Origin of the sequence: Nonomuraea sp. MTCD27 (genome assembly GCF_041950495.1) — a bacterium.
Classification (GTDB): Bacteria; Actinomycetota; Actinomycetes; order Streptosporangiales; family Streptosporangiaceae; genus Nonomuraea.
In genome coordinates this window covers 456,980-479,359 of record NZ_JBGNUW010000005.1, presented here as the reverse complement: position 1 = coordinate 479,359, position 22,380 = coordinate 456,980, and the positions used below count along the sequence as shown (strand labels likewise).

General features: G+C 70.8%; 18 protein-coding genes. 11 read left to right on the top strand and 7 right to left on the bottom strand.

Annotated elements, in window-relative coordinates:
• The first annotated feature begins 4 nt into the window (after positions 1 to 4).
• The 5 genes from ACBJ59_RS18035 (at position 5) to ACBJ59_RS18015 (ending at position 7,735) form a co-directional block, all read left to right on the top strand.
• A complete protein-coding gene (locus tag ACBJ59_RS18035; RefSeq protein WP_364117990.1) occupies positions 5 to 295 on the top strand; it encodes an acylphosphatase in 291 nt (96 codons plus the stop codon).
• Between the two features lie 190 nt (positions 296 to 485).
• Positions 486 to 680 (top strand): hypothetical protein, encoded by a 195-nt coding sequence (locus ACBJ59_RS18030; protein ID WP_090938435.1) that lies wholly within the window; start codon positions 486 to 488, stop codon positions 678 to 680.
• Positions 681 to 848: 168 nt separating this feature from the next.
• Positions 849 to 4,562, top strand: a complete 3,714-nt coding sequence (smc, locus tag ACBJ59_RS18025) for a chromosome segregation protein SMC (RefSeq protein WP_375111361.1) — start codon at positions 849 to 851, stop codon at positions 4,560 to 4,562.
• Positions 4,563 to 4,615: 53 nt separating this feature from the next.
• Entirely contained in the window at positions 4,616 to 5,791 is a 1,176-nt protein-coding gene (gene ftsY, locus ACBJ59_RS18020; protein ID WP_375111360.1) for a signal recognition particle-docking protein FtsY, read from the top strand.
• Between the two features lie 267 nt (positions 5,792 to 6,058).
• Complete coding sequence (locus ACBJ59_RS18015; protein ID WP_375111359.1) at positions 6,059 to 7,735, top strand: tetratricopeptide repeat protein; 1,677 nt, start codon at positions 6,059 to 6,061, stop codon at positions 7,733 to 7,735.
• A gap of 64 nt (positions 7,736 to 7,799) precedes the next feature.
• Here ACBJ59_RS18015 and ACBJ59_RS18010 read toward each other — a convergent pair whose 3' ends face one another.
• Genes ACBJ59_RS18010 through ACBJ59_RS18000 form a run of 3 tightly spaced genes read right to left on the bottom strand, consistent with a single transcriptional unit; the run spans position 7,800 to position 10,665 of the window.
• Entirely contained in the window at positions 7,800 to 8,591 is a 792-nt protein-coding gene (locus ACBJ59_RS18010) for an ABC transporter ATP-binding protein (protein WP_375111358.1), read from the bottom strand.
• Positions 8,588 to 9,631, bottom strand: coding sequence for a FecCD family ABC transporter permease (locus tag ACBJ59_RS18005; protein ID WP_375111357.1), 1,044 nt, complete (start codon positions 9,629 to 9,631; stop codon positions 8,588 to 8,590). Before ACBJ59_RS18005 ends, ACBJ59_RS18010 begins: the two co-directional genes overlap by 4 nt.
• Entirely contained in the window at positions 9,631 to 10,665 is a 1,035-nt protein-coding gene (locus ACBJ59_RS18000) for a FecCD family ABC transporter permease (protein WP_375111356.1), read from the bottom strand. Before ACBJ59_RS18000 ends, ACBJ59_RS18005 begins: the two co-directional genes overlap by 1 nt.
• Positions 10,666 to 10,766: 101 nt before the next feature.
• On the opposite strand from ACBJ59_RS18000, the gene ACBJ59_RS17995 reads away from it, so the two are divergent.
• On the top strand, positions 10,767 to 11,744 hold the full coding sequence (locus ACBJ59_RS17995; protein WP_375111355.1) for an ABC transporter substrate-binding protein: 978 nt from the start codon (positions 10,767 to 10,769) through the stop codon (positions 11,742 to 11,744).
• Here the strand turns inward: ACBJ59_RS17995 and ACBJ59_RS17990 are convergent.
• Positions 11,741 to 12,814 (bottom strand): PLP-dependent cysteine synthase family protein, encoded by a 1,074-nt coding sequence (locus ACBJ59_RS17990; RefSeq protein WP_375111354.1) that lies wholly within the window; start codon positions 12,812 to 12,814, stop codon positions 11,741 to 11,743. The genes ACBJ59_RS17995 and ACBJ59_RS17990 overlap by 4 nt on opposite strands.
• A gap of 248 nt (positions 12,815 to 13,062) precedes the next feature.
• On the opposite strand from ACBJ59_RS17990, the gene ACBJ59_RS17985 reads away from it, so the two are divergent.
• On the top strand, positions 13,063 to 13,647 hold the full coding sequence (locus tag ACBJ59_RS17985) for a sigma-70 family RNA polymerase sigma factor (protein WP_364118007.1): 585 nt from the start codon (positions 13,063 to 13,065) through the stop codon (positions 13,645 to 13,647).
• Here the strand turns inward: ACBJ59_RS17985 and ACBJ59_RS17980 are convergent.
• A complete protein-coding gene (locus tag ACBJ59_RS17980) occupies positions 13,644 to 14,552 on the bottom strand; it encodes an anti-sigma factor RsbA family regulatory protein (RefSeq protein WP_375111353.1) in 909 nt (302 codons plus the stop codon). The two genes, ACBJ59_RS17985 and ACBJ59_RS17980, sit on opposite strands and share 4 nt — an antisense overlap.
• Positions 14,553 to 14,886: 334 nt before the next feature.
• Between ACBJ59_RS17980 and ACBJ59_RS17975 the strand changes: the two genes are divergently transcribed.
• The 3 genes from ACBJ59_RS17975 to ACBJ59_RS17965 are packed head-to-tail and all read left to right on the top strand — an operon-like array spanning position 14,887 to position 16,710.
• Positions 14,887 to 15,192 carry a hypothetical protein gene (locus ACBJ59_RS17975; RefSeq protein WP_375111352.1) on the top strand — a complete coding sequence of 102 codons (306 nt, stop codon included), beginning with the start codon at positions 14,887 to 14,889 and terminating at the stop codon, positions 15,190 to 15,192.
• Between the two features lie 30 nt (positions 15,193 to 15,222).
• Positions 15,223 to 16,017 carry a polysaccharide deacetylase family protein gene (locus ACBJ59_RS17970; RefSeq protein ID WP_375111351.1) on the top strand — a complete coding sequence of 265 codons (795 nt, stop codon included), beginning with the start codon at positions 15,223 to 15,225 and terminating at the stop codon, positions 16,015 to 16,017.
• Between the two features lie 42 nt (positions 16,018 to 16,059).
• Positions 16,060 to 16,710 (top strand): DUF2461 domain-containing protein, encoded by a 651-nt coding sequence (locus ACBJ59_RS17965; protein WP_375111350.1) that lies wholly within the window; start codon positions 16,060 to 16,062, stop codon positions 16,708 to 16,710.
• 61 nt (positions 16,711 to 16,771) lie between these two features.
• Here ACBJ59_RS17965 and ACBJ59_RS17960 read toward each other — a convergent pair whose 3' ends face one another.
• Together ACBJ59_RS17960 and typA are read right to left on the bottom strand one after the other, a co-directional pair.
• Positions 16,772 to 19,285, bottom strand: coding sequence for a hypothetical protein (locus tag ACBJ59_RS17960; RefSeq protein WP_375111349.1), 2,514 nt, complete (start codon positions 19,283 to 19,285; stop codon positions 16,772 to 16,774).
• Positions 19,286 to 19,516: 231 nt separating this feature from the next.
• Positions 19,517 to 21,367 carry a translational GTPase TypA gene (typA, locus tag ACBJ59_RS17955; protein WP_375111348.1) on the bottom strand — a complete coding sequence of 617 codons (1,851 nt, stop codon included), beginning with the start codon at positions 21,365 to 21,367 and terminating at the stop codon, positions 19,517 to 19,519.
• A gap of 248 nt (positions 21,368 to 21,615) precedes the next feature.
• Between typA and ACBJ59_RS17950 the strand changes: the two genes are divergently transcribed.
• Positions 21,616 to 22,359: an AMP-binding protein gene (locus tag ACBJ59_RS17950; RefSeq protein WP_375111347.1), complete on the top strand. Its 744-nt coding sequence runs from the start codon at positions 21,616 to 21,618 to the stop codon at positions 22,357 to 22,359.
• The last annotated feature ends 21 nt before the right edge of the window (positions 22,360 to 22,380 follow it).

Genomic DNA, 22,380 nt, shown 5'->3' with positions numbered 1-22,380 from the left:
CGAGATGCCGGAGAGCGACGGGGAGAGTGCCCGGCTGACCGCCTGGGTGCGGGGCCGGGTCCAGGGGGTCGGCTTCCGCTGGTGGACCCGGGCGCGGGCGCTGGAGCTCGGCCTGACCGGGTGGGCCCGCAACACCACCGACGGCCGCGTCGAGGTGGTCGCGGAGGGGCCCCGTGAGTCGTGCGTCAAGCTGCTGGAGCTGCTCAGAGGTTGCGACACGCCGGGCAGGGTGGATGGAGTAGTGGAACGCTGGAGCGAACCACGAGGTAGTTTGGCCGGTTTTGTAGAGAGGTAGCCGCTTTCGTTAAACCGCCCAAATAGGGTATAGTTGTATGTCGGGAGTGCCCATCAGTAGGGCGCAGCGGTTCGTTCGACTTGACCGCCCACACTGCCGGTGCGACTCTTGTTAGGTACCACGCGCACCCCTCCCGCGGAATAGAAGTGCGCGAACCAGTCTGGTCACTCAGCGTGGAGGACCCTTTACCATGGCGAAGGCTCTACTCGGCCACGTCGGCGGTCCTGACCCTCGAATGGTCTCGGAGATGCGCCGCCTGCAGCAGCGTATCCGGGATCTGGAGGCAGAACTCATCCGACTTCAGGCCACCAATGACGCTCTTGCGGCGCAAACCCGCGACGAGGCGCTAAGCCGCATGCAAGAGCGCGAGCCGGCACTCACCTGAGAGTGATCGGAGCGCAAGACCCAGGGACGTCTCTGAGAGGCGTCCCTTGTTATTTGCCCTGAAAACGGAAATTCCTGGTCAAGCGTGGTCGCGACTGTAGATGCCCACGTGGGGCAGTGATGACCAGTAGGCTTTTCCGAAGTCCGTTCAGGGAGAAGGGGGTCGCGCTTGTATTTGAAGACCCTCACCCTGCGCGGCTTCAAGTCCTTCGCCTCCGCGACCGCCCTGCGGTTCGAACCGGGCATCACCTGTGTGGTGGGTCCCAACGGCTCCGGCAAGTCCAATGTCGTCGACGCCCTGGCCTGGGTCATGGGCGAGCACAGCGCCAAGTCGCTGCGCGGCGGCAAGATGGAGGACGTGATCTTCGCCGGCACCTCCTCCCGGCCGCCGCTCGGCCGCGCCGAGGTGACGCTGACCATCGACAACTCCGACGGCGCGCTGCCGATCGACTACACCGAGGTCACGATCAGCCGGCTGATGTTCAGGTCGGGGCAGAGCGAATACGCGATCAACGGCGACACCTGCCGCCTGCTCGACATCCAGGAGCTGCTGTCCGACTCGGGCATCGGCCGAGAGATGCACGTGATCGTCGGGCAGGGTCAGCTCGACGCCGTCCTGCACGCGGGCCCCGAGGACCGGCGGGCCTTCATCGAAGAGGCCGCGGGCGTCCTCAAGCACCGCAAGCGCAAGGAAAAGGCGCTGCGCAAGCTCGACGCCATGCAGGCCAACCTGACCCGGGTCCAAGACCTCGCCACCGAGCTGCGCCGCCAGCTCAAACCGCTGGGCCGCCAGGCGGAGATCGCCCGCAAGGCCGCCGTCATCCAGGCCGACCTGCGTGACGCCCGCCTGCGCCTGCTGGCCGACGACGTGTGCATCCTGCGCGCCACGCTGGAGCGCGAGGCGGCCGACGAGGCCGCGATCACGGCCAGGCGACACCAGGTCGAGACCGAGCTGGCGGAGGGGCAGCAGCGCGAGGCGGCGCTGGAGGCCGCCGAGGCCGAGACCCAGCCGCGGCTGGCGGCCGCCCAGGAGACCTACTTCAGGCTCTCGTCCCTGCGCGAGCGCATCACCGGCCTGGAGCAGCTCGCCTCGGAGCGCCACCGGCACGCTCTCGACGCCGCCGCCATCGAGCGCCGCGGCCGCGATCCCGAGGACCTCGAACGCGAGGCGGCCGAGGTGCGCGAGCGGGAGCTGATCCTCAAGGCCGAGCTGGAGCAGGCGGAGGAGCTGCTGGAGGAGGCCGTCCAGCGGCGGGCCGAGGCCGAGGCCGGGCTGAGCGCCGAGGAGCAGCGGCTCGCGCTGGCCGCCAGGGCCGCCGCCGACCGCCGCGAGGGCCTGGCCAAGCTGCGCGGCCAGGTCGATTCCGTACGCAGCCGGGCCCGGGCCGCCGAGGAGGAGATCGGGCGGCTCCAGCAGGCCGTGGCCGGCGCGGCCGAGCGCGAGCGGCGGGCCAGGGAGGACCTGGAGGCCCAGCGGCTGGAGGAGCCGGCCGTCGATCCGGCGCTGACCGAGGAGCTGGCCACCGCGCAGGCCGTGGTCGAGGAGGCCAGGGCGGCGGCCGACGAGGCGCGGGCGGCCTTGGAGGAGGCCAAGTCCGGCCTCGACGCGCCGCGCGCCGCGTTGCAGGCCGCCAAGGCGGGCGTGGGCACCGCCCGCGCCACCGACCAGGAGACGCAGCGCTCGGTGGCGGCCCTGGCCGCCCGCCGTGACGCGCTGGAGCTGGGGCTGGCCAAGGGCGACGGCGGGGCGGCGCTGCTGGAGGCCGACCTGGGCGGGGTGCTGGGGCCGCTGGCGGCCTCGATGCAGGTGACGCCCGGGGCCGAGCCCGCGGTGGCGGCCGTGCTGGGGCCCGTCGCCGAGGCGATCGCGGTCAAGACCCTCGACACCGCCGTGGAGGCCCTGGAGCTGCTCCGCACCCAGGGCTCGGGCCAGGCCACCCTCCTGGTGGCGCTCGGCGGCGGCACGGACGGTGAAGGAGGCGCGGCGGCTCCCGGCCGGGGGCAGAGCACGCGCGCGGCGGCTCCCGGCGGTGGCCGGTGGGCGGCCGACCTGGTGACGGTGCCCGACCACCTGCGTCCTGCCCTGGAGCACGTGCTGGCCGACGTCGTGGTGGTGGACGACCTGGAGACGGCCCGCACCGTCGTCGACCGCCACCCCCGGCTGCGTGCCGTCACGACGCAGGGCGACCTGGTGGGCGCCCACGTGACCACCGGCGGGTCCGAGGGCGGCACCTCCGTGCTCCAGGTGCGGGCGGCGCTCGACCAGGCCGTCAGGGACCTGGAGGAGGCCGAGGCCAGGGCCGAGGAGAGCGCCACGGCGCTGGACGAGGCGATCGCCGGCGAGCAGGCCGCGCAGACCGCCCTGGAGGCCGCCCAGGCCCACGTCAGCGAGGCACAGACGGCCGTCACCACCGCCCAGGCCGGCGTGAGCGCCGCCCAGGGCGCGCTCGACCAGGTCAGGGGCCGCCAGCGGGAGGCCGACCAGCGCAACGCGGCGGCGGCCAAGCGGCTGGCCCAGATCGAGGCCGCCGCCAACGCGGCCCGCGACGAGGGCGAGCGCCTGGCCGCGAGCGTGGCGAGGGCGGAGGAGGGGCGCGCCGAGCGGCTGGAGGAGCTGGCCGAGCTGGAGATCCGCCTGGCCGAGGCCGAATACGCCCAGGAGCTGGAGTCCGAGCCCACCACCGACCTGCGCGACGATCTGGCGAGCGCCTGCGAGGCCGCCAGGCAGCGCGAGATGGACACCCGGCTGCAGGTCCGCACCGCCGAGGAGCGCGTCAAGGGCATCGAGGGCCGCGCCGACGGCCTGCTGCGGGCCGCCAGGCGCGAGCGCGAGGAACGCGCCCAGGCGGCCGCTCAGCGCGCCAGGCGCAGGCGGCAGGCCGCCGTGGCGGAGGCCGTCAGCAAGGGCGCCAAGCAGGTGCTCGGGGCGCTCTCGGCGTCCGTCCAGCTGGCCTCCAGGGAGCGCGACGAGGCCGACCTGGCCAGGGTGGCCGTCGACGCCGAGCTCAAGCAGGTCCGCCTACGGGTGCGCGAGCTGGGCCAGGAGCTGGACAAGCTGGTCAACCGGGTGCACGGCAACGAGGTCGCCCGCACCGAGCAGCGGCTGCGGCTAGAGCAGATGGAGCAGCGGGCGCTGGAGGAGTTCGGCGTGGAGTCCGAGGCCCTCATCGCCGAATACGGCCCGGAGGCCCCGGTGCCGGGCGAGCCGCCCGTCCCGTACGTGCGCGAGGAGCAGGAGAAGCGGGCCAGGGCCGCCGAGCGGCAGATGAACCAGCTGGGCAAGGTCAACCCGCTGGCGCTGGAGGAGTTCGCGGCGCTGGAGGAGCGGCACACGTTCCTCAACTCGCAGCTGGAGGACCTCAAGAAGACCAGGCGCGACCTGCTGACCGTGGTCAAGGAGGTCGACGACCGGGTGGAGCAGATGTTCACCTCGGCCTACGAGGACGTGGCCAGGGAGTTCGAGCAGATCTTCACCAGGGTCTTCCCGGGCGGCGAGGGGCGGCTGGTGCTCACCGAGCCCTCCGACATGCTGACCACCGGCATCGAGGTCGAGGCCAGGCCGCCGGGCAAGAAGGTCAAGCGGCTGTCGCTGCTGTCGGGCGGGGAGCGCTCGCTGACGGCGGTGGCGTTCCTGATCTCGATCTTCAAGGCGCGGCCGTCGCCGTTCTACGTGATGGACGAGGTCGAGGCCGCGCTCGACGACACCAACACGCAGCGGCTGCTGAGGCTGTTCGAGGAGCTGCGGCAGAGCTCGCAGCTCATCGTGATCACCCACAACAAGCGCACGATGGAGATCGCCGACGCGCTCTACGGCGTGTCGATGCGCGGTGACGGCGTGACGCAGGTGGTCAGCCAGCGGCTCCGGGAGCGCGAGTCCGCCTGATCGGTGTGGCCTTGGGCATGAGCATGCCGGTCGATCTGGAAAACTGACATCTTGTGGATGGTTACCTCGGCGTCATCGTGATCGTGGCCGTCGTCGCCCTGTTGGCGGCCGGCGGTCTCTTCCTGCTGTTCAGGCCGGGGCGCAAGGCACCCCCGCCGGTCAAGCCGCCAGAGGCCCCCGTGCTTCCCGAGGAGGGGAAGCGGCCCGCGGGAGCGGGCGAGGAGGCCGAGGGCGCGACCACCACGCTCCCTCCGCCGGTCAAGCCCGCCGAGCCGATGGTCGTCGAGCCCGAGATCGAGGTCCCGCCGCCGTCCGCGGGCCGGATGGTCCGGCTGCGCTCGCGGCTGGCCCGCTCGCAGAGCGCGCTCGGGCGCGGGCTGCTGGAGCTGCTGTCCCGCGACCGTCTCGACGACGAGGTGTGGGACGAGATCGAGGAGAGCCTGATCACCGCCGACGTGGGCGTCGCGCCGACCCGCATGATGGTCGAGGAGCTGCGCACCAAGGTCAAGGTGCTGGGCAGCCGCACCCACCAGGAGGTTCGCGCCCTGCTGAAGGAGCAGCTCCTCGCGCAGGTCAACCCCGACCTCGACCGCACGCTGCACGTGCAGAAGCACGGCGAGCGGCCGGCGGTCGTCCTCGTCGTGGGCGTCAACGGCACCGGCAAGACCACCACCACCGGCAAGCTCGCCCGCTCGCTCATCGGCGACGGCAAGAAGGTCGTGCTGGGCGCGGCCGACACCTTCCGCGCCGCCGCCGCCGACCAGCTCCAGACCTGGGGCGAGCGGGTCGGTGCCGACACCGTGCGCGGGCCCGAGGGCGGCGACCCGGCCTCCGTGGCGTTCGACGCGGTCGCCAGGGGCATCGAGGAGAAGGTCGACGCCGTCATCGTCGACACCGCCGGCCGCCTGCACACCAAGACCGGCCTCATGGACGAGCTGGGCAAGGTCAAGCGGGTCATCGAGAAGAAGGCCACGGTCGACGAGGTGCTGCTGGTCCTCGACGCCACCACGGGCCAGAACGGCCTGCGCCAGGCCCAGGTGTTCGCCGAGGTGGTCAACATCACCGGCATCGCGCTGACCAAGCTCGACGGCACCGCCAAGGGCGGCATCGTGATCTCGGTGCAGCGGGAGCTGGGGGTGCCCGTCAAGCTGGTGGGGCTGGGTGAGGGGCCGGATGACCTGGCGCCCTTCGACCCCGAGGTGTTCGTGGACGCGATCCTGGGCGAGTAGTTCCGGTTGCGCCGTAATTACCGTTGAATTAGCCCTTACCAGATAAATGTTGATCGGCGACTTTTCAATGTGTTGACATGTATCGGTCATCAATGATCGTTCGGTCCCGCATGTACGTGAAAGGCCGCCCATGAAGAAGATCGTCGTTCACCGGCCAGGAACCGTGAAGCCGGCCGCAGCCGCGGCGCCTAGGCACAACGCCTGAACCGCCAAGGGCCGGCGTCCCCCGCGGGGCGCCGGCCGCCGCACCACGGAAGAGCAGCCCGCGTGGACACGATCATTCTTGACGCGGACCGCCGCATCGGCGGCCCCTACACGCTGGGTGCGGCACTGCTCACCCACGTGGTCCCCCCTGCGCTGGAGCGCAGGCCCGACCTGGTCGCCGCACACGACATCGAGATCCGGGCCGCCGCGCCGGGCCTGCGCGACATCGTGCCCGCCCGCCGCCGGTCGCTGGCCGACGACCTGCCCCGGGAGCAGCGCGTGCTCGTGCCGGGCGCCCGCCGCAGCCTGCGGATCGCCAACGGGCTGGCCGAGTTCGTCCACGACCACCTGGCCCGCACCGGCCCCCTCACGCTGACCGTCTCGAACCTCGGCGAGGCCGACCACACCGACGTCGAGCTGGTGACCGTGCTGCGCCGCCGGATCGACCCCGACCTCCTGACGATCGAGGAAGGGCCCTCGGCCCCCGGCACGGGATCCCTGCCGGCCGACTTCGACCGTTACCGCGACGAGGGCTTCCACCACGCCATGGCCGAGTCGGGGCTGGAGGCGCTGCGCGGGCTGGCGTACGAGGACGGGCCGGAGCGGTGGCAGCACCTGCTGCAGCGGGTCGCCGCGTCCCTGGAGGCGATCGAGCGCGAGGACGAGGCCCGCGAGCTCTACGACCGGGCCAGGCGCGTGAGCACCGATCCCAAGCACCGCGCCACCGCCGCGTACGCCACCGCGATGATCCTCGTGCGCCACCACGACCACGCCCGCCGCGACCCCGAGCAGGCCCTGGCCTGGATCAACGAGGCCATCACGATCACGTCCCTGCTGCCCGATCCCCGCGAGCGGGCCTTCCACCTCGGGTTCGACCTCAACGGCAAGGCCCTGGTCGAGGTGCGCCGGGGCCGCCACGACGCGGCCATGGACCTCGTACGGCAGGCCATCGAGCTGGCCGAGACCCACCTGCCCGACGAGCACCCGATCCACCGGCTGGTCCTGTATGCCAACAGGGGCCAGCTCCTGGCCCTGGCCGGGCGGCGGGAGGCGGCGCTGGCCGACTACACGCGGGCCATCGAGGCCGACCCCGGCTACCCCGACTACTACCTCGACCGGGGCAACCTGCTGCACGAGCTGGGCCGGTCGGAGGCGGCGCTGGCCGACTACGAGGCGGTCATGCGGCTCAGCCCGCCCTTCCCCGAGGCGTACTACAACCGCTCCGAGCTCCGCTACGCCGCCGGCGACCTGCCGGGCGCCCGCGCCGACCTGGACCACACGCTGGAGCTGGACCCGGAGTTCGCGCCCGCGTACGTCAACCGCTGCGGCCTGCACGTGGCCGCCGGCGACTACGTGCGGGCCCGGCGGGACGTGGAGCGTGGCCTGGCCCTCGCCCCCCGCGACGCCCACCTGCTGTGCGTGCTCGGGCAGGTGGAGCTGGCCGAGGGGTGCTACCCGGAGTCGCGGGTGGCCTTCGACCAGTCCCTGGAGCTCGATCCTGAGCTGGTGGCGGCCTGGGCGGGGCGGGCGGAGCTGGCCTTCGAGCGCGGTGACAACGAGGCGGCGCTGGGCGACCTGTCGCGGGCGCTGAAGCTGGAGGAGACCGCCGAGCTGCTGTTCAACCGGTCCCTGGTGTACCGGGCGGCGGGTCTGGTCCGGCAGGCCCGCCAGGACCTGCTCAGGGCCGCGGAGCTGGCCCCCGAGGACGAGGACGTCGCCCACGCCCTGTCCGAGGAATGAGCCGAGGAATGAGCCCAGGGATGCCCGGCCGGGCGCGCGGGGCCCGGCGGCTCTCGCCGAGCGGTCAGGTGCGAGGGGAGAGCGGGCCGATGGGGACGACCAGGGGAGTGCCGGCCACCGGATCGGCGATGATCTTGGCGTCCAGCTCGAACACCTCGCGCAGCAGCTCCTCGGTCAGCACCTCGTGCGGGGTGCCGGAGGCGATCACCCGGCCGGCGCGCATGGCCACGAGGCGGTCGGCGTAGCGGGCGGCCAGGTTGAGGTCGTGCAGGACCATGACGACCGTGCGGCTGGCCTCCTGGTGCAGGTGCCGGACGAGCTCCAGCACCTCCACCTGGTGAGCCAGGTCGAGGAACGTGGTCGGCTCGTCGAGCAGCAGCAGGTCCGTGCCCTGGGCCAGGGCCATGGAGATCCACGCCCGCTGCCGCTGCCCGCCCGACAGCTCCTCCAGTGGCCGCTCCGCCAGGTCGGCCAGGCCGGTCATGTCCAGCGCCGCGGCGACCGCGCCCTCGTCGTCGGAGGACCACTGCCGGTACCAGGTCTGGTGCGGATGCCGCCCCCTGGCCACCAGGTCGGCCACGGTCAGCCCCTCGGGGGCGGTGGGCGCCTGGGGGAGCACGCCGAGGATCTTGGCCACCTCGCGGGTGGGGATCTTGTCGATGCGCTTGCCGTCCAGCAGCACCTCGCCGCCCTGCGGCTTGAGCAGCCGGCCCAGGGCGCGCAGCAGCGTGGACTTGCCGCAGCCGTTCGGGCCGATGATGGTGGTCACGGTGCCCGCCTCGATGCCGAGGTCGAGTCCGTCCACGATGACGCGATCGCCATACCCGAGCTTGACGCCGGCGGCCTGCAGTCTCACTTTCGCGACCTCCAGATCAGATGGATCAGGTACGGGGCGCCCAGGACGGCCGTGACGATGCCGACGGGCAGTTCGAGCGGGGAGAACGCGGTCCTGGCGATCAGGTCGGCCGCCGTGGTGAGCACGCCGCCGATGACCGCCGAGCACAGCAGCGGCGGCTGCGCCGAGCGGGCCAGCCGCAGCGCGATCTGCGGCGAGGCCAGGGCCACGAACGCGATCGGGCCCGCCGACGCGGTCGCCACGGCGGCCAGCAGCACGGCGGCCAGGATCATCAGGGCGCGCGCCAGGTTGACCCGCACGCCGAGCGCGGTGACCGTGTCGTCGCCGAAGCGCAGGGCGTCGAGGGAGCGGGTGCCGAGCAGGGTGAGCGGCACCAGGACGATCAGGGCCAGCGCCGTGGGCGTCACGTGCTCCCAGCCGCGGCCGTTGAGCGAGCCGCTGATCCAGACCATGGCGCGGCTGGTGTCGTTCACGTCGCCGATGGTCAGGAGCCAGAACTTGACGTTCGTGAACACGGCGGCCACGCCGATGCCGACCAGCACCAGGCGGTAGCCGTCCAGGCCGCGCCGCCAGGCCAGGCCGTACACGACGGCCGCGCCGAGCAGGCCGCCGAGCAGGGCGAGCGCGGGGATGCCGAGAGTGGCCAGCAGGCCGCTGGCGCCGCCGAACACGCTGCCGGTGGCCACGACGCCGGCCACCACCGTGACCGAGGCGCCGGTGGTGACGCCGAGGATCTCGGGGCTGGCCAGGGGATTGCGCGCGATCGACTGGATGATCGCGCCCGACAGGGCCAGCGCGGCGCCGACCAGGGCGCCGGTGAGGGCGCGCGGCAGGCGCAGCTCCATGATGACGAAGTGGGCGGCGCTGTTGGCGTCGAACGTGCCGGCGACCACCTCCGGCAGCGTCATCTCGATGTCGCCGATGCGCATGTTCAGAGCCATGAGCAGGACGAGCAGGACGAGGCCGGTTGACGAGATGGCGACGCCGCGGATCCGTACCTGCCAGGACAGGCCGCCGACGCGAAGGGGGAGAGTGGTCATCACAGTCGTACGGGCTTCCTGCGGCGTACCAGGGCGACGAAGAAGGGGGCGCCCAGCAGCGCGAGCACCACGCCCACCTCCAGCTCGCCGGGCGGGGCGACCACGCGGCCGATCACGTCGGCGATCAGCAGCAGCGCCGCGCCGACCAGCCCCGAGTACGGCAGCAGCCACCGATGGTCGGTGCCCGACAGCGGGCGGGCCAGGTGCGGCACGATCAGCCCCACGAACGCCAGCGAGCCGCAGGCCGCGACGGACGCGCCCGACAGCAGCGTGACGGCGGCGACGCCGACGGTCCGGGTCAGGGGGATGTTCTGGCCGAGGCTCCTGGCCACGTCCTCGCCCAGGGAGAGCGCGTTGAGCCCGGGGGCGTTCACCATCGCGAGCACCAGCCCGACCATGATGAACGGCAGCACCTGCCACACCACGTCGGCGCCCCTGGCCGCGATCGAGCCCGCCTGCCAGAACCGGAACACGTCCATCGCCTGCTCGTCCAGCAGCACGATGGCCGAGGTCAGCGCGTACAGGAAGGCGCTCACCGCGGTCCCGGCCAGCGCCAGCGTGACCGGGGTGGGCCCGCCCCGGCCGCCCACCATCCCCAGCGCGAACACCGCCACGCTGGCCACCAGCGCGCCCGCCAGCCCGAACCAGATGTAGGCGAGCAGGCTGGAGGCGCCGAGCAGGACGATCGAGGCCACCATCGCGAACGCCGCCCCCTGCGTGACGCCGAGCAGGCCGGGGTCGGCGAGCGGGTTGCGCGTGTGGCCCTGCATGAGCGCGCCGGCCACGCCGAGCGCGACCCCGGCGAGCACTCCTAGGACGGTCCTGGGGACGCGGAGCGAGCGGATGACGATGTCGTTCTCGGTGCCGGTCGGGTCCGTGAGGGCGTGCCAGGCGTCGGCGAGCGGGACGGACTTGGAGCCGATGGTGATGCTCAGCACCACCGCGACCGCCACGGCGGCGAAAAGGACCAGCAGGACGGTGAGCCGGCGGTGCCGGATGCCATGAAGACGCGGGGCGATGGCGGTTGCGCTCACCCGTGTCCTCCTCATCGTTTGCCCGATCCTGGTGAAGTATGCCAGCTTAGGCAGGGCTAACCTAATTTAGGTTTGCCTTACTTTTTCGGGAAAGGGATCTGATGAGACCGTTGCGCACGCTGGTCGGGGCGCTCCTCGTGATGGGACTGGCCGCCTGCGGCTCGGCGGAGCCGGCGGGCGAGGCCGCCCCTTCCGCGAGCGCGGCCCCCTTCAGGACCGTCAAGCACGCGATGGGCGAGACGGTCATCCCGGCGCAGCCCAAGCGGGTGGTGGCGCTCGACCAGAGCTTCGTCGACGCGGTGCTGACGCTTGAGACGCCGGTGGTGGGCTACACCACGTACCGGTCGATCGACACCAAGCTGCCCGACTACCTCGGGACGGTCGCCCAGCAGTACGGCAAGGAGGCGACCCCGGTCGGCACGCTGGAGCAGCCGAGCCTGGAGAAGATCATGGCGCTCAAGCCTGACCTGATCGTCTCGGCGAAGGTCCGGCACGAGGCCCTGTACGACAAGCTCACGAAGATCGCGCCGACCGTCTTCAGCGAGACCACCGGGGCCATCTGGAAGGAGAACCTCCGCCTCATGGGCCAGGCCCTGGGCAAGGAGGAGCTGGCCGACACGAGGATCAAGGCGTTCGAGGAGCGGGCGGGCAAGATCGGTACGGCGATCAAGGAGAAGGACGGCGAGCTGCCGACGATCTCCATCGTGCGCTTCGCGGGTGAGCCGACGACCCGGCTGTACGTGGAGAACTCCTACTCGGGGGTGGTCATGAAGGACGTCGGCTTCCCGCGTCCCGAGGGCCAGCCGACCAAGCAGGACGCCATCGCGGTCGACGTGAGCCAGGAGCGCATCGCGGACCTGGACGCCGACCACATCTTCGTCGCGACCTACCCGGACCCCGCGTCCGAGGGGCCCAAGGAGAAGTTCGTCGGCAACCCGCTGTGGGGCACGCTCAAGGGCGAGAAGCACGAGGTCAGCGACCTGACGTGGATGAGCGCGGTGGGCATCCAGGGCGCGCACGCGATCCTGGACGACGTGGCCGGGCTGTTCGGCGTCGACCCGGCCACGCCGGCCTCCTAACCCGTCAGGAACGCGCGCAGCTCCGCCAGGTGGGGCTCGATGTCCAGGCCGTTGGCGGCCAGCCAGCCAGGGTCGCCGTAGGTGCCCTTGTAGCGGTCGCCGCGGTCGCACACCAGGGTCACGATGCTGCCCGGCTCGCCCGCCGCGCGCATCTCCGAGATGAGGTCCACGCAGGCCGCCATGTTCGTGCCCGTCGAGCCCCCGACGTCCAGGCCGGTCACCTCGCGCGTCCAGTGCATGGCCGCGATCGAGCGGGCGTCCGGCACGGCGATCATGCGGTCGATGACCATGGGCTGGAACGAGGGCTCCACGCGGGGGCGGCCGATGCCCTCGATGCGCGAGCCCGGGGCGGTGACGGAGGTGTCGCCCGCCGTCCAGCTCGGGTAGAAGGCCGAGCCCTCCGGGTCGACGACGGCCAGGCGCGTGGGGTGGCGGCGGTAGCGGATGTAGCGGCCGATCGTGGAGGAGGTGCCCCCGGTTCCGGCCCCGACCACGATCCAGGCCGGCTCCGGGTGGGGCTCCAAGGACATCTGGGAATAGATGGATTCGGCGATGTTGTTGTTGCCGCGCCAGTCGGTGGCCCGCTCCGCGTAGGTGAACTGGTCCATGAAATGGCCGCCGGTCTCGGCGGCCAGGCGGTGAGATTCGTCATAGATCGCACCGGGATCGTCGACCAGGTGACACTTCCCGCCGTAGAACTCGATGAGGTGGATCTTCTCCGGCGACGTGGACGCGGGCATCACCGCGATGAAGGGCAGGCCGAGCAGACGGGCGAAATACGCCTCGCTGACGGCGGTGGATCCGCTCGACGCCTCCACCACGGTCGTGGCCGGGCCGATCCAGCCGTTGGCCAGGCCGTACAGGAATAGGGACCGGGCAAGTCGGTGTTTCAGTGAACCTGTTGGGTGCACTGACTCGTCTTTCAGGTAGAGGTTTACTCCCCAGTGCGAGGGAAGCGGAAAGACGTGCAGATGTGTGTCGCAACTACGGTTGGCGTCGGCCTCGACCTTGCGTATGGCCTCAGCCACCCAGCGGCGTGTGCCCGTGTCGTGACGGTCCACGAAACTCATCCTCATACGCTATCCCATGTGACCCTCGCCACTATTACTGCAATATTGGGTGGGTAGTGTTATGATACTGAGACTTGTCCGGCCGTGGACGTGACCACGCACGCCGCGAGCAGATGGACGGAAGCCCCTTCTGGCCAAGACGGAACCTCCCTAACGCGTCCCTTACCTGGGTCTTGCGATGATGGAACCGCCGTCAGGCGGCTTGTGCCGAAACGGGGGATAGCGCAAGGGGGAATGAATTGATCACTATGACCGATGAGCAGCGTCAGGACTGGTTCGAGCGCGATGTCGTGCCCGTGACGTCGCAGCTGTTCGCCTCCGCCATGCGCCTGACCCGTAACACCGCCGACGCGGAGGATCTGGTTCAGGAGACGGTGGCCAAGGCGTACACCTCGTACCACCAGTTCCGTGAGGGGACCAACCTCAAGGCGTGGCTGCACCGGATCCTGACCAACAACTTCATCAACGACTATCGGAAGAAGCAGCGCTCGCCCAAGTTGTCCGCCGCCGAGGACATCGAGGACTGGCAGCTGCACGCCGCGGAGTCGCACAGCTCGACCGGCCTTCGATCGGCCGAGACCGAGGCGCTCGACCGGCTGCCCGACAGCGTCGTGATGAACGCCCTGCGCTCCCTTCCGGAGGACTTCCGCGTCGCCGTCTACCTGGCCGACGTCGAGGGGTTCGCCTACAAGGAGATCGCCGACCGCATGGGCACTCCCATCGGCACCGTGATGTCGCGGCTGCACCGTGGTCGCCGCCAGCTCCGGGTGATGCTGGAGGAGTACGCCCGCGAGGAGGGCGCCGTCCGCCTCCCCGCCCAGCGTGCCGCCTAGGCCCCCATGTCGAGATGAAGGCGGACGCGTAACACGCCGCCTTCCGTGCGCAGCTCCACGAGGTCGCAGAGCTGCCTGCTGATCCAGAGCCCGTATCCCCGTGGGGACTCGGGCTCCGGTGGTATATAGCCGGGTAAGGGGTCGTCCAGCGCGCCCCCGGGGTCGGCGATCTCGCAGATCAGCTCGCCGCCGTCCACCCACATCGCGATCGTGCCGTAGCCGGCCCCGTGCTCGACGCTGTTGGCGGCGATCTCGGACACGCTGATCACCAGCGAGGTGATGAGGTTGCGGTCCATCCCGGCGGCCCGGGCGTAGTCGCCGACGCTCTGGCGTAACCGCTTCAGCTCGCGGGCGGTGAAGCGGATCGTCTCGGCGTCCCTCCCCGGCGCGGGGAGCGGGGCGTGGTCGTCGCTCAGCACCAGCTCGTGGGGCTCGACGAAGCGGGTGCTCGTCACCTCGCCGTCCGTGCCGAGCAGCACGGGGTGGTTGACCGGCCCGAACTCCAGCACGCTCTCGGGCACGTTCCTGACGTCGTACAGGCACAGCATGATCGTGGCCGCCGCGCGGAGCGCGGCGTTGATCACGGAGTCGCAGCGGATGAGCTCCCTGACGCCCCGCTCGCTCCTGTCCGCCCAGCCGGGCTCGCCGATCACGAGGGTGCGGCGGCCGCGGGTGTACTCGTGGTAGGCGGCCAGCATCCGGTACGGGTGGTCGTACCAGGAGGTGGGGGCGCGGCTGTCGATGCGCCCGGCGTCGCGGCCCAGGGCGCCGGTCAGCAGGGCCAGCTTGGCGGGGCGGGTGATCACCAGCACCTGCCTGCCCTCGTCCAGCGCGGAACGCACGCGCGGCACGGTCAGGTCGAGAAAGGACTCATCCGAGTCGTACGGCACCGCGACGTGCTTCAACGACTCACCATCGGAACGTGCCCGGTCAGGGCGCACGGGCGAAACGTAGCAAGGCTGGAGATGCTGTGCAACGGCTATGAGCGCCACCGTGGTGAGCGCGCACGCCACGCCGGCCACCTGGACGGTCCGCGGCCGCTCCCCGGAGCATCCGCCCGCCCGGCGGGCTCTTCACCGCCGATCGCACGACGAATAAGCCGGAACGCCCACGGGATCACCCGGCGGAGTTTCATGATTACTCCATGTCTTGGACGGCTGATGCCCGTTGCTGGGTACATCCCTTGTATGCGGTGACCGCGCTGTGCGCGCACGGTGAGACGTCGGCAGGGGGTGGCGTGTGAGTGAGGCCAGAGCGGCGACGGAGAAGCTCCAGGTGGAGCTCCATGGTCTGGGCGTCACCACCGCCTACGAGGTGGGCGACGACGAGACCGTCTCGGTATGGATCGGGCTGGTCGTCCGCTATAGGGACGGGTTTTACCGGTGGCAGGAAGGACCGGTGAAACGTCGGCATCTGGGTACGGATCCGGTCGGATGTGCCATGCGCGTGGCGCGCCGCTACCAGGAATTGCAGACGGATATCCCAATCTGGTGGGACGACCTGGCCAGGGAGCTGCGGGGGGCACCGGTCCAGGATTATCCGTAGGCCCCCGCATGCGGTGTTTCGGGGGGAAGCATGCGTGTGTGGGCCTTGCCGCTGGCCCTGCTCGCCCTGGTGAGCTGTGTCACCCAGTCGGTGTCGCATCGCCAGCAGCAGTCCAAGGCGCCGGTCGTCCCGTTCAGGCCGATCGTCATCGATCCTGCCGCCCTGGCCAAACGGCTGGTGTCGATGCAGTCCGGCTGGCCGCGCAGCCGCAAGTTCGACTGCGGGCGGCTCAAATGCGTGGCCCTGACCTTCGACGACGGCCCGGGAGAGCACACCGGCCGGCTGCTCGACCTGCTGCGCAGCCGGGACGTCCGGGCCACGTTCTTCGTCATCGGGCAGATGGTGGCGGCCGACAAGGGCGGGCACACCGTCCGGCGCATCGTGGACGACGGGCACGAGATCGGCAACCACTCCTGGAGCCATCCGCCGCTCGCCGAGGTGCCGCACGACGAGCTCAAACGGCAGCTCAAGCACACCGAGGACATCGTGCGGCGGCTCACGGGGGTGCGGATGCGGGTGATGCGGCCGCCGTACGGGTCGACCGACGCCCAGGTCGAGGCCGAGACGCGGCGGGAGGGCCTGGCCCAGATCCTGTGGAACGTCGACACCCTCGACTGGCGGGACCGGGTCTCCTCGACCGTGGCCAAGCGGGCGGGGGAGGCCAAGCCCGGCTCGATCATCCTCCTGCACGACATCCACCGCACCACCGTGGACGCCGTGCCCAAGATGCTCGACACGCTCGGCAAGAAGGGCTACACGTTCGTCACGGTGTCGGAGTTGTACGGCAAGACGCCCGCGCCGGGCCGGACGTACACCGAGCGGTGATCCGCTTCACGGGTTGTCGGTGCGGCGTGGCACCCTGGTGACATGGGTTTCACCGGCTTCCCCGACGAGGCGTTCCTCTTCTACGAGGGGCTTGAGGCGGACAATTCGAAGACCTACTTCGCCCGGCACAAGCAGCTCTACGAGGACGCCGTGCGGGCGCCCATGCTGGCGCTCACCGACGAGCTGGCCGCGGAGTTCGGGGCCGCCCAGCTCTTCCGGCCCTACCGGGACGTGCGCTTCTCCAAGGACAAGTCACCGTACAAAACGCATCAGGGTGCCTTCGTGGACCTGATGCCCGCGATCGGGCTCTACGTGGAGATCAGCGCGGCGGGGTTGTTCACGGCGGGCGGCGTCTACTCGACCGCCTCCGACCAGCTGGCCCGCTACCGGGCGGCCGTGGACGAGGACCTGTCGGGCAAGCCGCTGGAGGCGATCGCGAGCACGCTGGTGGCCGAGGGATACGAGCTGGGCGGGGAGCGGCTCAAGACGCGGCCGAGGGGGTTCGAGGAGGACCATCCGCGGATCGAGCTGCTGCGGCACAAGTCGCTCTATGCCGGGATGCGGTTCGAGCCGGAGGAGTGGGTGCACACGGCGCAGGTGCGGGAGCGCGTGGAGCGCACGTGGCGGGCCTGCGGGCCGCTGGTGGAGTGGTTGTGCACCCACGTGCGGGGCAGCGAGCTGCCCCGCCGCTGAGGGCCGGGCCGCTGAGAGCCGGGCCGTCGAGAGCCGGGCCGTTGAGCGCCGGGCACGGCCGTCAGCGTTGCTGGAGGGTGGTGATCTGGTCGCCCTTCAGGATGCGGTCCACCGTCTGCCCGGCCGCCGAGGAGGCCGCCGTGGTGCCCGCCGCCAGCACCAGGGCCAGCGTCGGCGCCGCCAGGCTCCGCACGCTGCGCAGGTTGCGCACGCGCGCCCACGGCTCCCCGGCCAGGTGCATCAGGCGCCACTCCCAGAAGAGGCCGAGCCCGATGCACACCATCATCACCTGCCCCACCACGATGCCCACCACCTGCGCCTTGTCGACCGCCCCGATGTCCGGCTCCGCCAGCGTCGACAGATAGCCCGACAGCTCGGTCAGCAGGGCCGCGGCCGTCAGGTGCAGGGCCTTGGTCATCGGCTGGGTGCCGCGGACACGGGGATAGAAATAGCCGAACAGGAACCCGAAGGCGGGCAGCGTGATCAGGTAGCGCCCGTCGAAGACGAAGCTGGTCAGGTCCACGCCCTCCGGCCAGCCGTACACCAGGGCGAACGGCAGGCTCAGCAGCAGGCTGACGGTGAAGGCGTGCACGCCGTTGTGCCAGGGCGTGCACCCGGCGGCCGTGGCGAAGGCCGTCTCGGGGTGCCCGCCGTGCCGGTTCATCGCCCCTTCCAGGGCGTTGCGCTGCTGCTCGAAGTCGGCCATCGTCAGCTCGCCGGCGCCGATCCTGCCCCGCCCGATCCGGTAGAGCTCCTGCTCGGAGACGAGCAGCAGCCGCTTGTGCAGGGCGGCCCTGACGAGCCTGCGGTGCTCCTCCTGGTCGCCGGGCTCGACGACGGTCAGGCGCGGGCCGGTGAGCAGCCAGCGGGCCGTCGCCCAGGCGACCAGCGAGGTGATGGCCAGCAGGGGCAGCGGCACGTCGATGTCGGCCAGGGTCGTGCTGCCGCCGGGCGTGATGTACAGCACCATCAGCACCGCGATCATGGTGGACTCGGCCACCGGGCTGTCGATCGTGGACAGGTGCCCGCCGAGCCGGCGCAGCCGCAGCACCAGCATCACGAACCCGAGCAGCAACAGCCCCAGCACCCCGCGCACGATCGGGGTGAGGGTGAGGCTGCCGATCGCGGGCTCCGGCCGCAGGTTCGCCAGGCTCCACGACCCGGAGTCCAGCCACTCGGTCGGCCACCCCTGGACGAGCAGGCTGATGAGCACCGCGCCCACGACGGCCTGCCGCTTCCACTGCTTGGTCGCCACCGCCATCGCGGAGATCGGGATCAGGGCCCAGCTCAGCGCGAGGACCAGCCGGATGCTGTCGGGCGGGTACACCCCGCCCAGCAGCGCCCGCAGCCACAGGGCCAGGGCCAGCAGCCCGATCGCCGCCTCGGCCGACAGCACGGCCAGCCGGACGATCACCGGCCGCACGCCCAGGTCCACGCTGAACGCGATGGCCGAGCCCGCCGCGGCGACGGCGGCCACCGCCCCGCCGGCCATCAGGGCCTGGCCCGACAGCTGCCCGTGCAGCCACGACCAGATCAGCATGCCCAGCCCGACCAGCAGGCCCAGCCCGGTCACCAGCAGCAGGTCACGGCTGTTCCACGGCGGGCTGGTGGGCAGCACCCGCCCGGCGTGCCGCAGCGTGAGCAGCGGAACGGCGACGAAGAGGATGACGTACGCCACCGGCGACCAGTCCTCCGCGAACAGCGGGATGAGCAGCGTGGGCGCCGCCAGCGCCAGCCCGATGACCAGCTCCCTGTTGGGCAGCCGGGTCCACCAGCCCCGGCCGAGCGAGCGCAGCAGGAAGACGGCGAGCGCTATGGCGGTCAGCACGCCGAGCGCGGTGGCCCAGGAGAAGTCCTCCTCCACGACCACGTCGGCGAACCCGTACGAGTCCGGGGCCAGCGTCATGCTCACCGGATAGACCCCGACCGCGAACGTCAGCCGCTCCTCCTGCTCGTAGTCCGGCGTGATGCCCTCCAGCCGCAGCACGGTCCACTCGCCGGGCAGCACGGTGATCGAGCGTCCGGTCACGATCGGGGGATACGCGCCGGGCTTGCTGAAGTGCACCTTCAGCAACTCGTCCCTCTCCAGCTGCCGCAGCAGCGTCACCGTGAACCTGGCCGTGGTCACCGCACCGTCGGTGGTGAGGACGGGCGCAAGCCGCGTGGTGGGCGCCAGGCCGGTGCCGTCCACCTTGACGGCGCCGAACGCGGCGTCGACGACCTGCTGGAGCGTGCCGGGGAAACCGGCTCCCTGGCGTAACGCCTCGATGAGCGGGTCCTCGCGGCTCATCCGGAGCCGGTGCAGGACGGTGACCTTGAGCTGCCGCTGCCGGGGGTCGAGCCGCCCCTCAGGCACCGGCTCCAGGTCGTCCTCGAGCGCTCTGGTGACCGTCACCTCGGAGGCGGCCCTTCTGGCCCACTTCAGGGTCTGGTCGGCGCGGGCGGCGGCGGCCACCCAGGGGTTGGGCGCTGCGGTGCCCTTGGGCGGCGCAGGCCCCGCCACCGGTCTGGCTGCGATGGTGCACCAAACGATCGCCCCCAAAGACACCAGAGCCAGCCCGAACGCGATTGCCATCCGGAGCTTTCCCACAATTTGGATGATTCTCCGGCATACGCGATTGTTCTAATGTCGCGGGGTCACGGTGTGATTACAGCTGCTCCCATGACAAGTTTTCTTTACGGTGTGACACGGGAGAGTCCATCCATCGCACGTGGCGGAGCTGGCGGGCTTACCGCCCGTACTTACCCGAAAGCCGCGTTTTGCTCGCAAAAAGCGAGCAAACGCGGCCGGTTTGTGAAATTCCCGTCATCCACGCTTGGCGCGGGCGGCGGCGCGGCCCCGGACGGAGGCGTCGAGCACCACCTTGCGGATGCGCACGGCGTCCGGGGTGATCTCCACGCACTCGTCCTCGCGGATGAATTCGAGGGCCTGCTCCAGCGACAGGTTGCGGGGCGGGATCACCTTCTCCGTCTCCTCGGAGGTGGAGGAGCGCATGTTCGTGAGCTTCTTCTCCTTGGTGATGTTCACGTCCATGTCGTCGGACCGGGAGTTCTCGCCGACGATCATGCCCTCGTAGACCTCGGTCGTCGGGGAGACGAACAGGGTGCCACGCTCCTGCAGGTTGAGCATCGCGAACGCGGTCACCGGGCCCGACCGGTCGGCCACCAGCGAGCCGTTGTTGCGGGTGCGCAGCTCGCCGAACCAGGGCTCGTAGGAGTCGAACACGTGGTGCACCAGGCCGGTGCCGCGCGTCTCGGTCAGGAACTCGGTGCGGAAGCCGATCAGGCCGCGGGCCGGCACCACGAACTCCATCCGGATCCAGCCGGTGCCGTGGTTGGTCATGTGCTCCATGCGGCCCTTGCGCACGGCCAGGAGCTGGGTGACCGCGCCGAGGTATTCCTCCGGGCAGTCGACCGTCAGCCGCTCGACCGGCTCGTGCACCTTGCCGTCGACGACCTTCGTGACCACCTGGGGCTTGCCGACGGTCAGCTCGTAGCCCTCGCGGCGCATCTGCTCCACCAGGATGGCCAGCGCCAGCTCGCCACGGCCCTGCACCTCCCAGGCGTCGGGCCGGTCGGTGGGCAGCACGCGCAGCGAGACGTTGCCGACGAGCTCCTTCTCCAGGCGGTCCTTGACCATGCGGGCGGTGACCTTCGAGCCCTTGACCTTGCCGACCAGGGGCGAGGTGTTGGTGCCGATGGTCATGGAGATGGCCGGCTCGTCCACCGTGATCAGCGGCAGCGGGCGCGGGTCCTCGGGGTCGGCGAGCGTCTCGCCGATCATGATCTCGGGGATGCCGGCGATGGCGATGATGTCGCCGGGGCCGGCCTCCTCGGCCGGCTTGCGCTCGAGGGCGTCGGTCATCAGCAGCTCGGTGATCTTGACGCGCTGGATCGAGCCGTCCGTGCGGCACCAGGCCACCTGCTGGCCCTTGCGCATGACGCCCTGGTGGATCCGGCACAGCGCGATGCGGCCCAGGTAGGAGGAGGCGTCGAGGTTGGTGACGTGGGCCTGCAGCGGCGCGTTCGGGTCGTAGGTGGGCGCCGGGATCGTCGACTTGATGATGTCGAACAGCGGCTCGAGGTCCTCGGAGTCGGGCATCCCGCCGTCCGCCGGGCGCTCCAGGGAGGCCCGGCCGGCCTTGGCGGAGGCGTAGACGATCGGGAAGTCGATCTGCTCCTCCGTGGCGTCGAGGTCCATGAACAGCTCGTAGACCTCGTCCACGACCTCCTTGATGCGGGCGTCGGGGCGGTCGACCTTGTTGATGCACAGGATGACCGGCATCTTGGCGGCGAACGCCTTGCGCAGCACGAACCGGGTCTGCGGGAGGGGCCCCTCGGAGGCGTCGACCAGCAGCACGACGCCGTCGACCATCGACAGGCCGCGCTCGACCTCGCCGCCGAAGTCGGCGTGGCCGGGCGTGTCGATGATGTTGAGGGTCATGCCGCCGTGCTTGACCGCGGTGTTCTTCGCGAGAATGGTGATGCCCTTCTCGCGCTCGAGGTCGTTGGAGTCCATGACGCGGTCGTCGACATCCTGGTTGGCGCGGAATGCCCCGGACTGCCAGAGCATGGCGTCGACCAGCGTGGTCTTGCCATGGTCGACGTGCGCGATGATCGCGATGTTCCGCAGGTCGTCGCGGCTGTTCAAAGGCATGATGACGTCTCGCTCTGTGTCGTGGGGTCGGCCGCGCGAAGTCGCGACCTCATAAGTCTAGTTGATCCCCCCTCATGGCAGGAGCGGGGCGAGATGGCGGTGAGCGTACGCGCGGGCGTCCGCGTAGTTAAGGAGGGGCTCCTCAGGGCCGGGATCGCGCCGGGCGACGTCGTGGGCTGGCCTACATACATAGCCGGTTGCACAATTGTGCGCATGGCAATCGTGGACCGCGTCCTTAGATTGGCGGCATGACCTGGACAGAGCTGGTTATGGCTGCGGCACCGATGCAGGGCGATCAGCCGGCGGTGAGCGACGTCAGGACCGGCGAGGTGCTGTCCTACGCGGCATTCGGGAGACGGGTCACCCGGGCCGCACAGGGATTGCGTGCCCAGGGCCTGCGTTACGGCGACCCCGTTCTGGTCAACGTCCCCCTGGGCGCCACGCTGCCCGTGGCGGTGCACGCCGTGGCCTGGGCCGGCGGGGTCGCGGTGCTCGGGGCCGCCGGCGAGGCCCGCATGATGATCGCCCAGGACCACTACGATCCCGCGGCCGTGAAGGTGGACCAGGTCTTCTCCTTCCGGCCGGCGCCGGGCGCCAGGCCCTTCGCCGAGCTGTTGTCCAGCGGCGCGGTCGAGTTCGGGCCGCTGGCGGGGCCCGCGTTCACGCTCGGCGGCGAGCGGGTGTTCGACAACACCGAGCTGGCGACCGACCTGCGCAGGCTCGCCGCCCGGCTGGTGATCGGCAAGGACGACGTCGTGATCAGCGCGGTGAGCGAGCCGTTCCGTGGCCTGCGGGTGATCGATTTAGCCATGATGTCCGGCGCCCGCGTCGTGGTCGCCCATGAGCCGAGCCTGGTCGGCTGCCGCGTGCTGGCCCAGGAACGCCGGGCCACGATGGTCGTCGCACCGTATGACCTCGCCAGAAGGCTGCTCGGTGACCCCATCCTGCGCGTCGTCGACGAAAGGGCGGTCGTGAGCTCGCTTGGCCTGTGAAAAGTGCGACACTGTGGGAGA

Excerpts from the sequence above, each read along its gene's own strand:
- ACBJ59_RS18035 (WP_364117990.1), top strand. The coding sequence starts at position 5 with ATGCCGGAGAGCGACGGGGAGAGTGCCCGGCTGACCGCCTGGGTGCGG.
- ACBJ59_RS18030 (WP_090938435.1), top strand. The coding sequence starts at position 486 with ATGGCGAAGGCTCTACTCGGCCACGTCGGCGGTCCTGACCCTCGAATG.
- ACBJ59_RS18005 (WP_375111357.1), bottom strand. The coding sequence starts at position 9,631 with ATGACCACTCTCCCCCTTCGCGTCGGCGGCCTGTCCTGGCAGGTACGG.
- ACBJ59_RS17995 (WP_375111355.1), top strand. The coding sequence starts at position 10,767 with ATGAGACCGTTGCGCACGCTGGTCGGGGCGCTCCTCGTGATGGGACTG.
- ACBJ59_RS17990 (WP_375111354.1), bottom strand. The coding sequence starts at position 12,814 with ATGAGTTTCGTGGACCGTCACGACACGGGCACACGCCGCTGGGTGGCT.
- ACBJ59_RS17985 (WP_364118007.1), top strand. The coding sequence starts at position 13,063 with ATGACCGATGAGCAGCGTCAGGACTGGTTCGAGCGCGATGTCGTGCCC.
- ACBJ59_RS17970 (WP_375111351.1), top strand. The coding sequence starts at position 15,223 with ATGCGTGTGTGGGCCTTGCCGCTGGCCCTGCTCGCCCTGGTGAGCTGT.
- ACBJ59_RS17965 (WP_375111350.1), top strand. The coding sequence starts at position 16,060 with ATGGGTTTCACCGGCTTCCCCGACGAGGCGTTCCTCTTCTACGAGGGG.
- ACBJ59_RS17960 (WP_375111349.1), bottom strand. The coding sequence starts at position 19,285 with ATGGCAATCGCGTTCGGGCTGGCTCTGGTGTCTTTGGGGGCGATCGTT.
- typA (WP_375111348.1), bottom strand. The coding sequence starts at position 21,367 with ATGCCTTTGAACAGCCGCGACGACCTGCGGAACATCGCGATCATCGCG.
- ACBJ59_RS17950 (WP_375111347.1), top strand. The coding sequence starts at position 21,616 with ATGACCTGGACAGAGCTGGTTATGGCTGCGGCACCGATGCAGGGCGAT.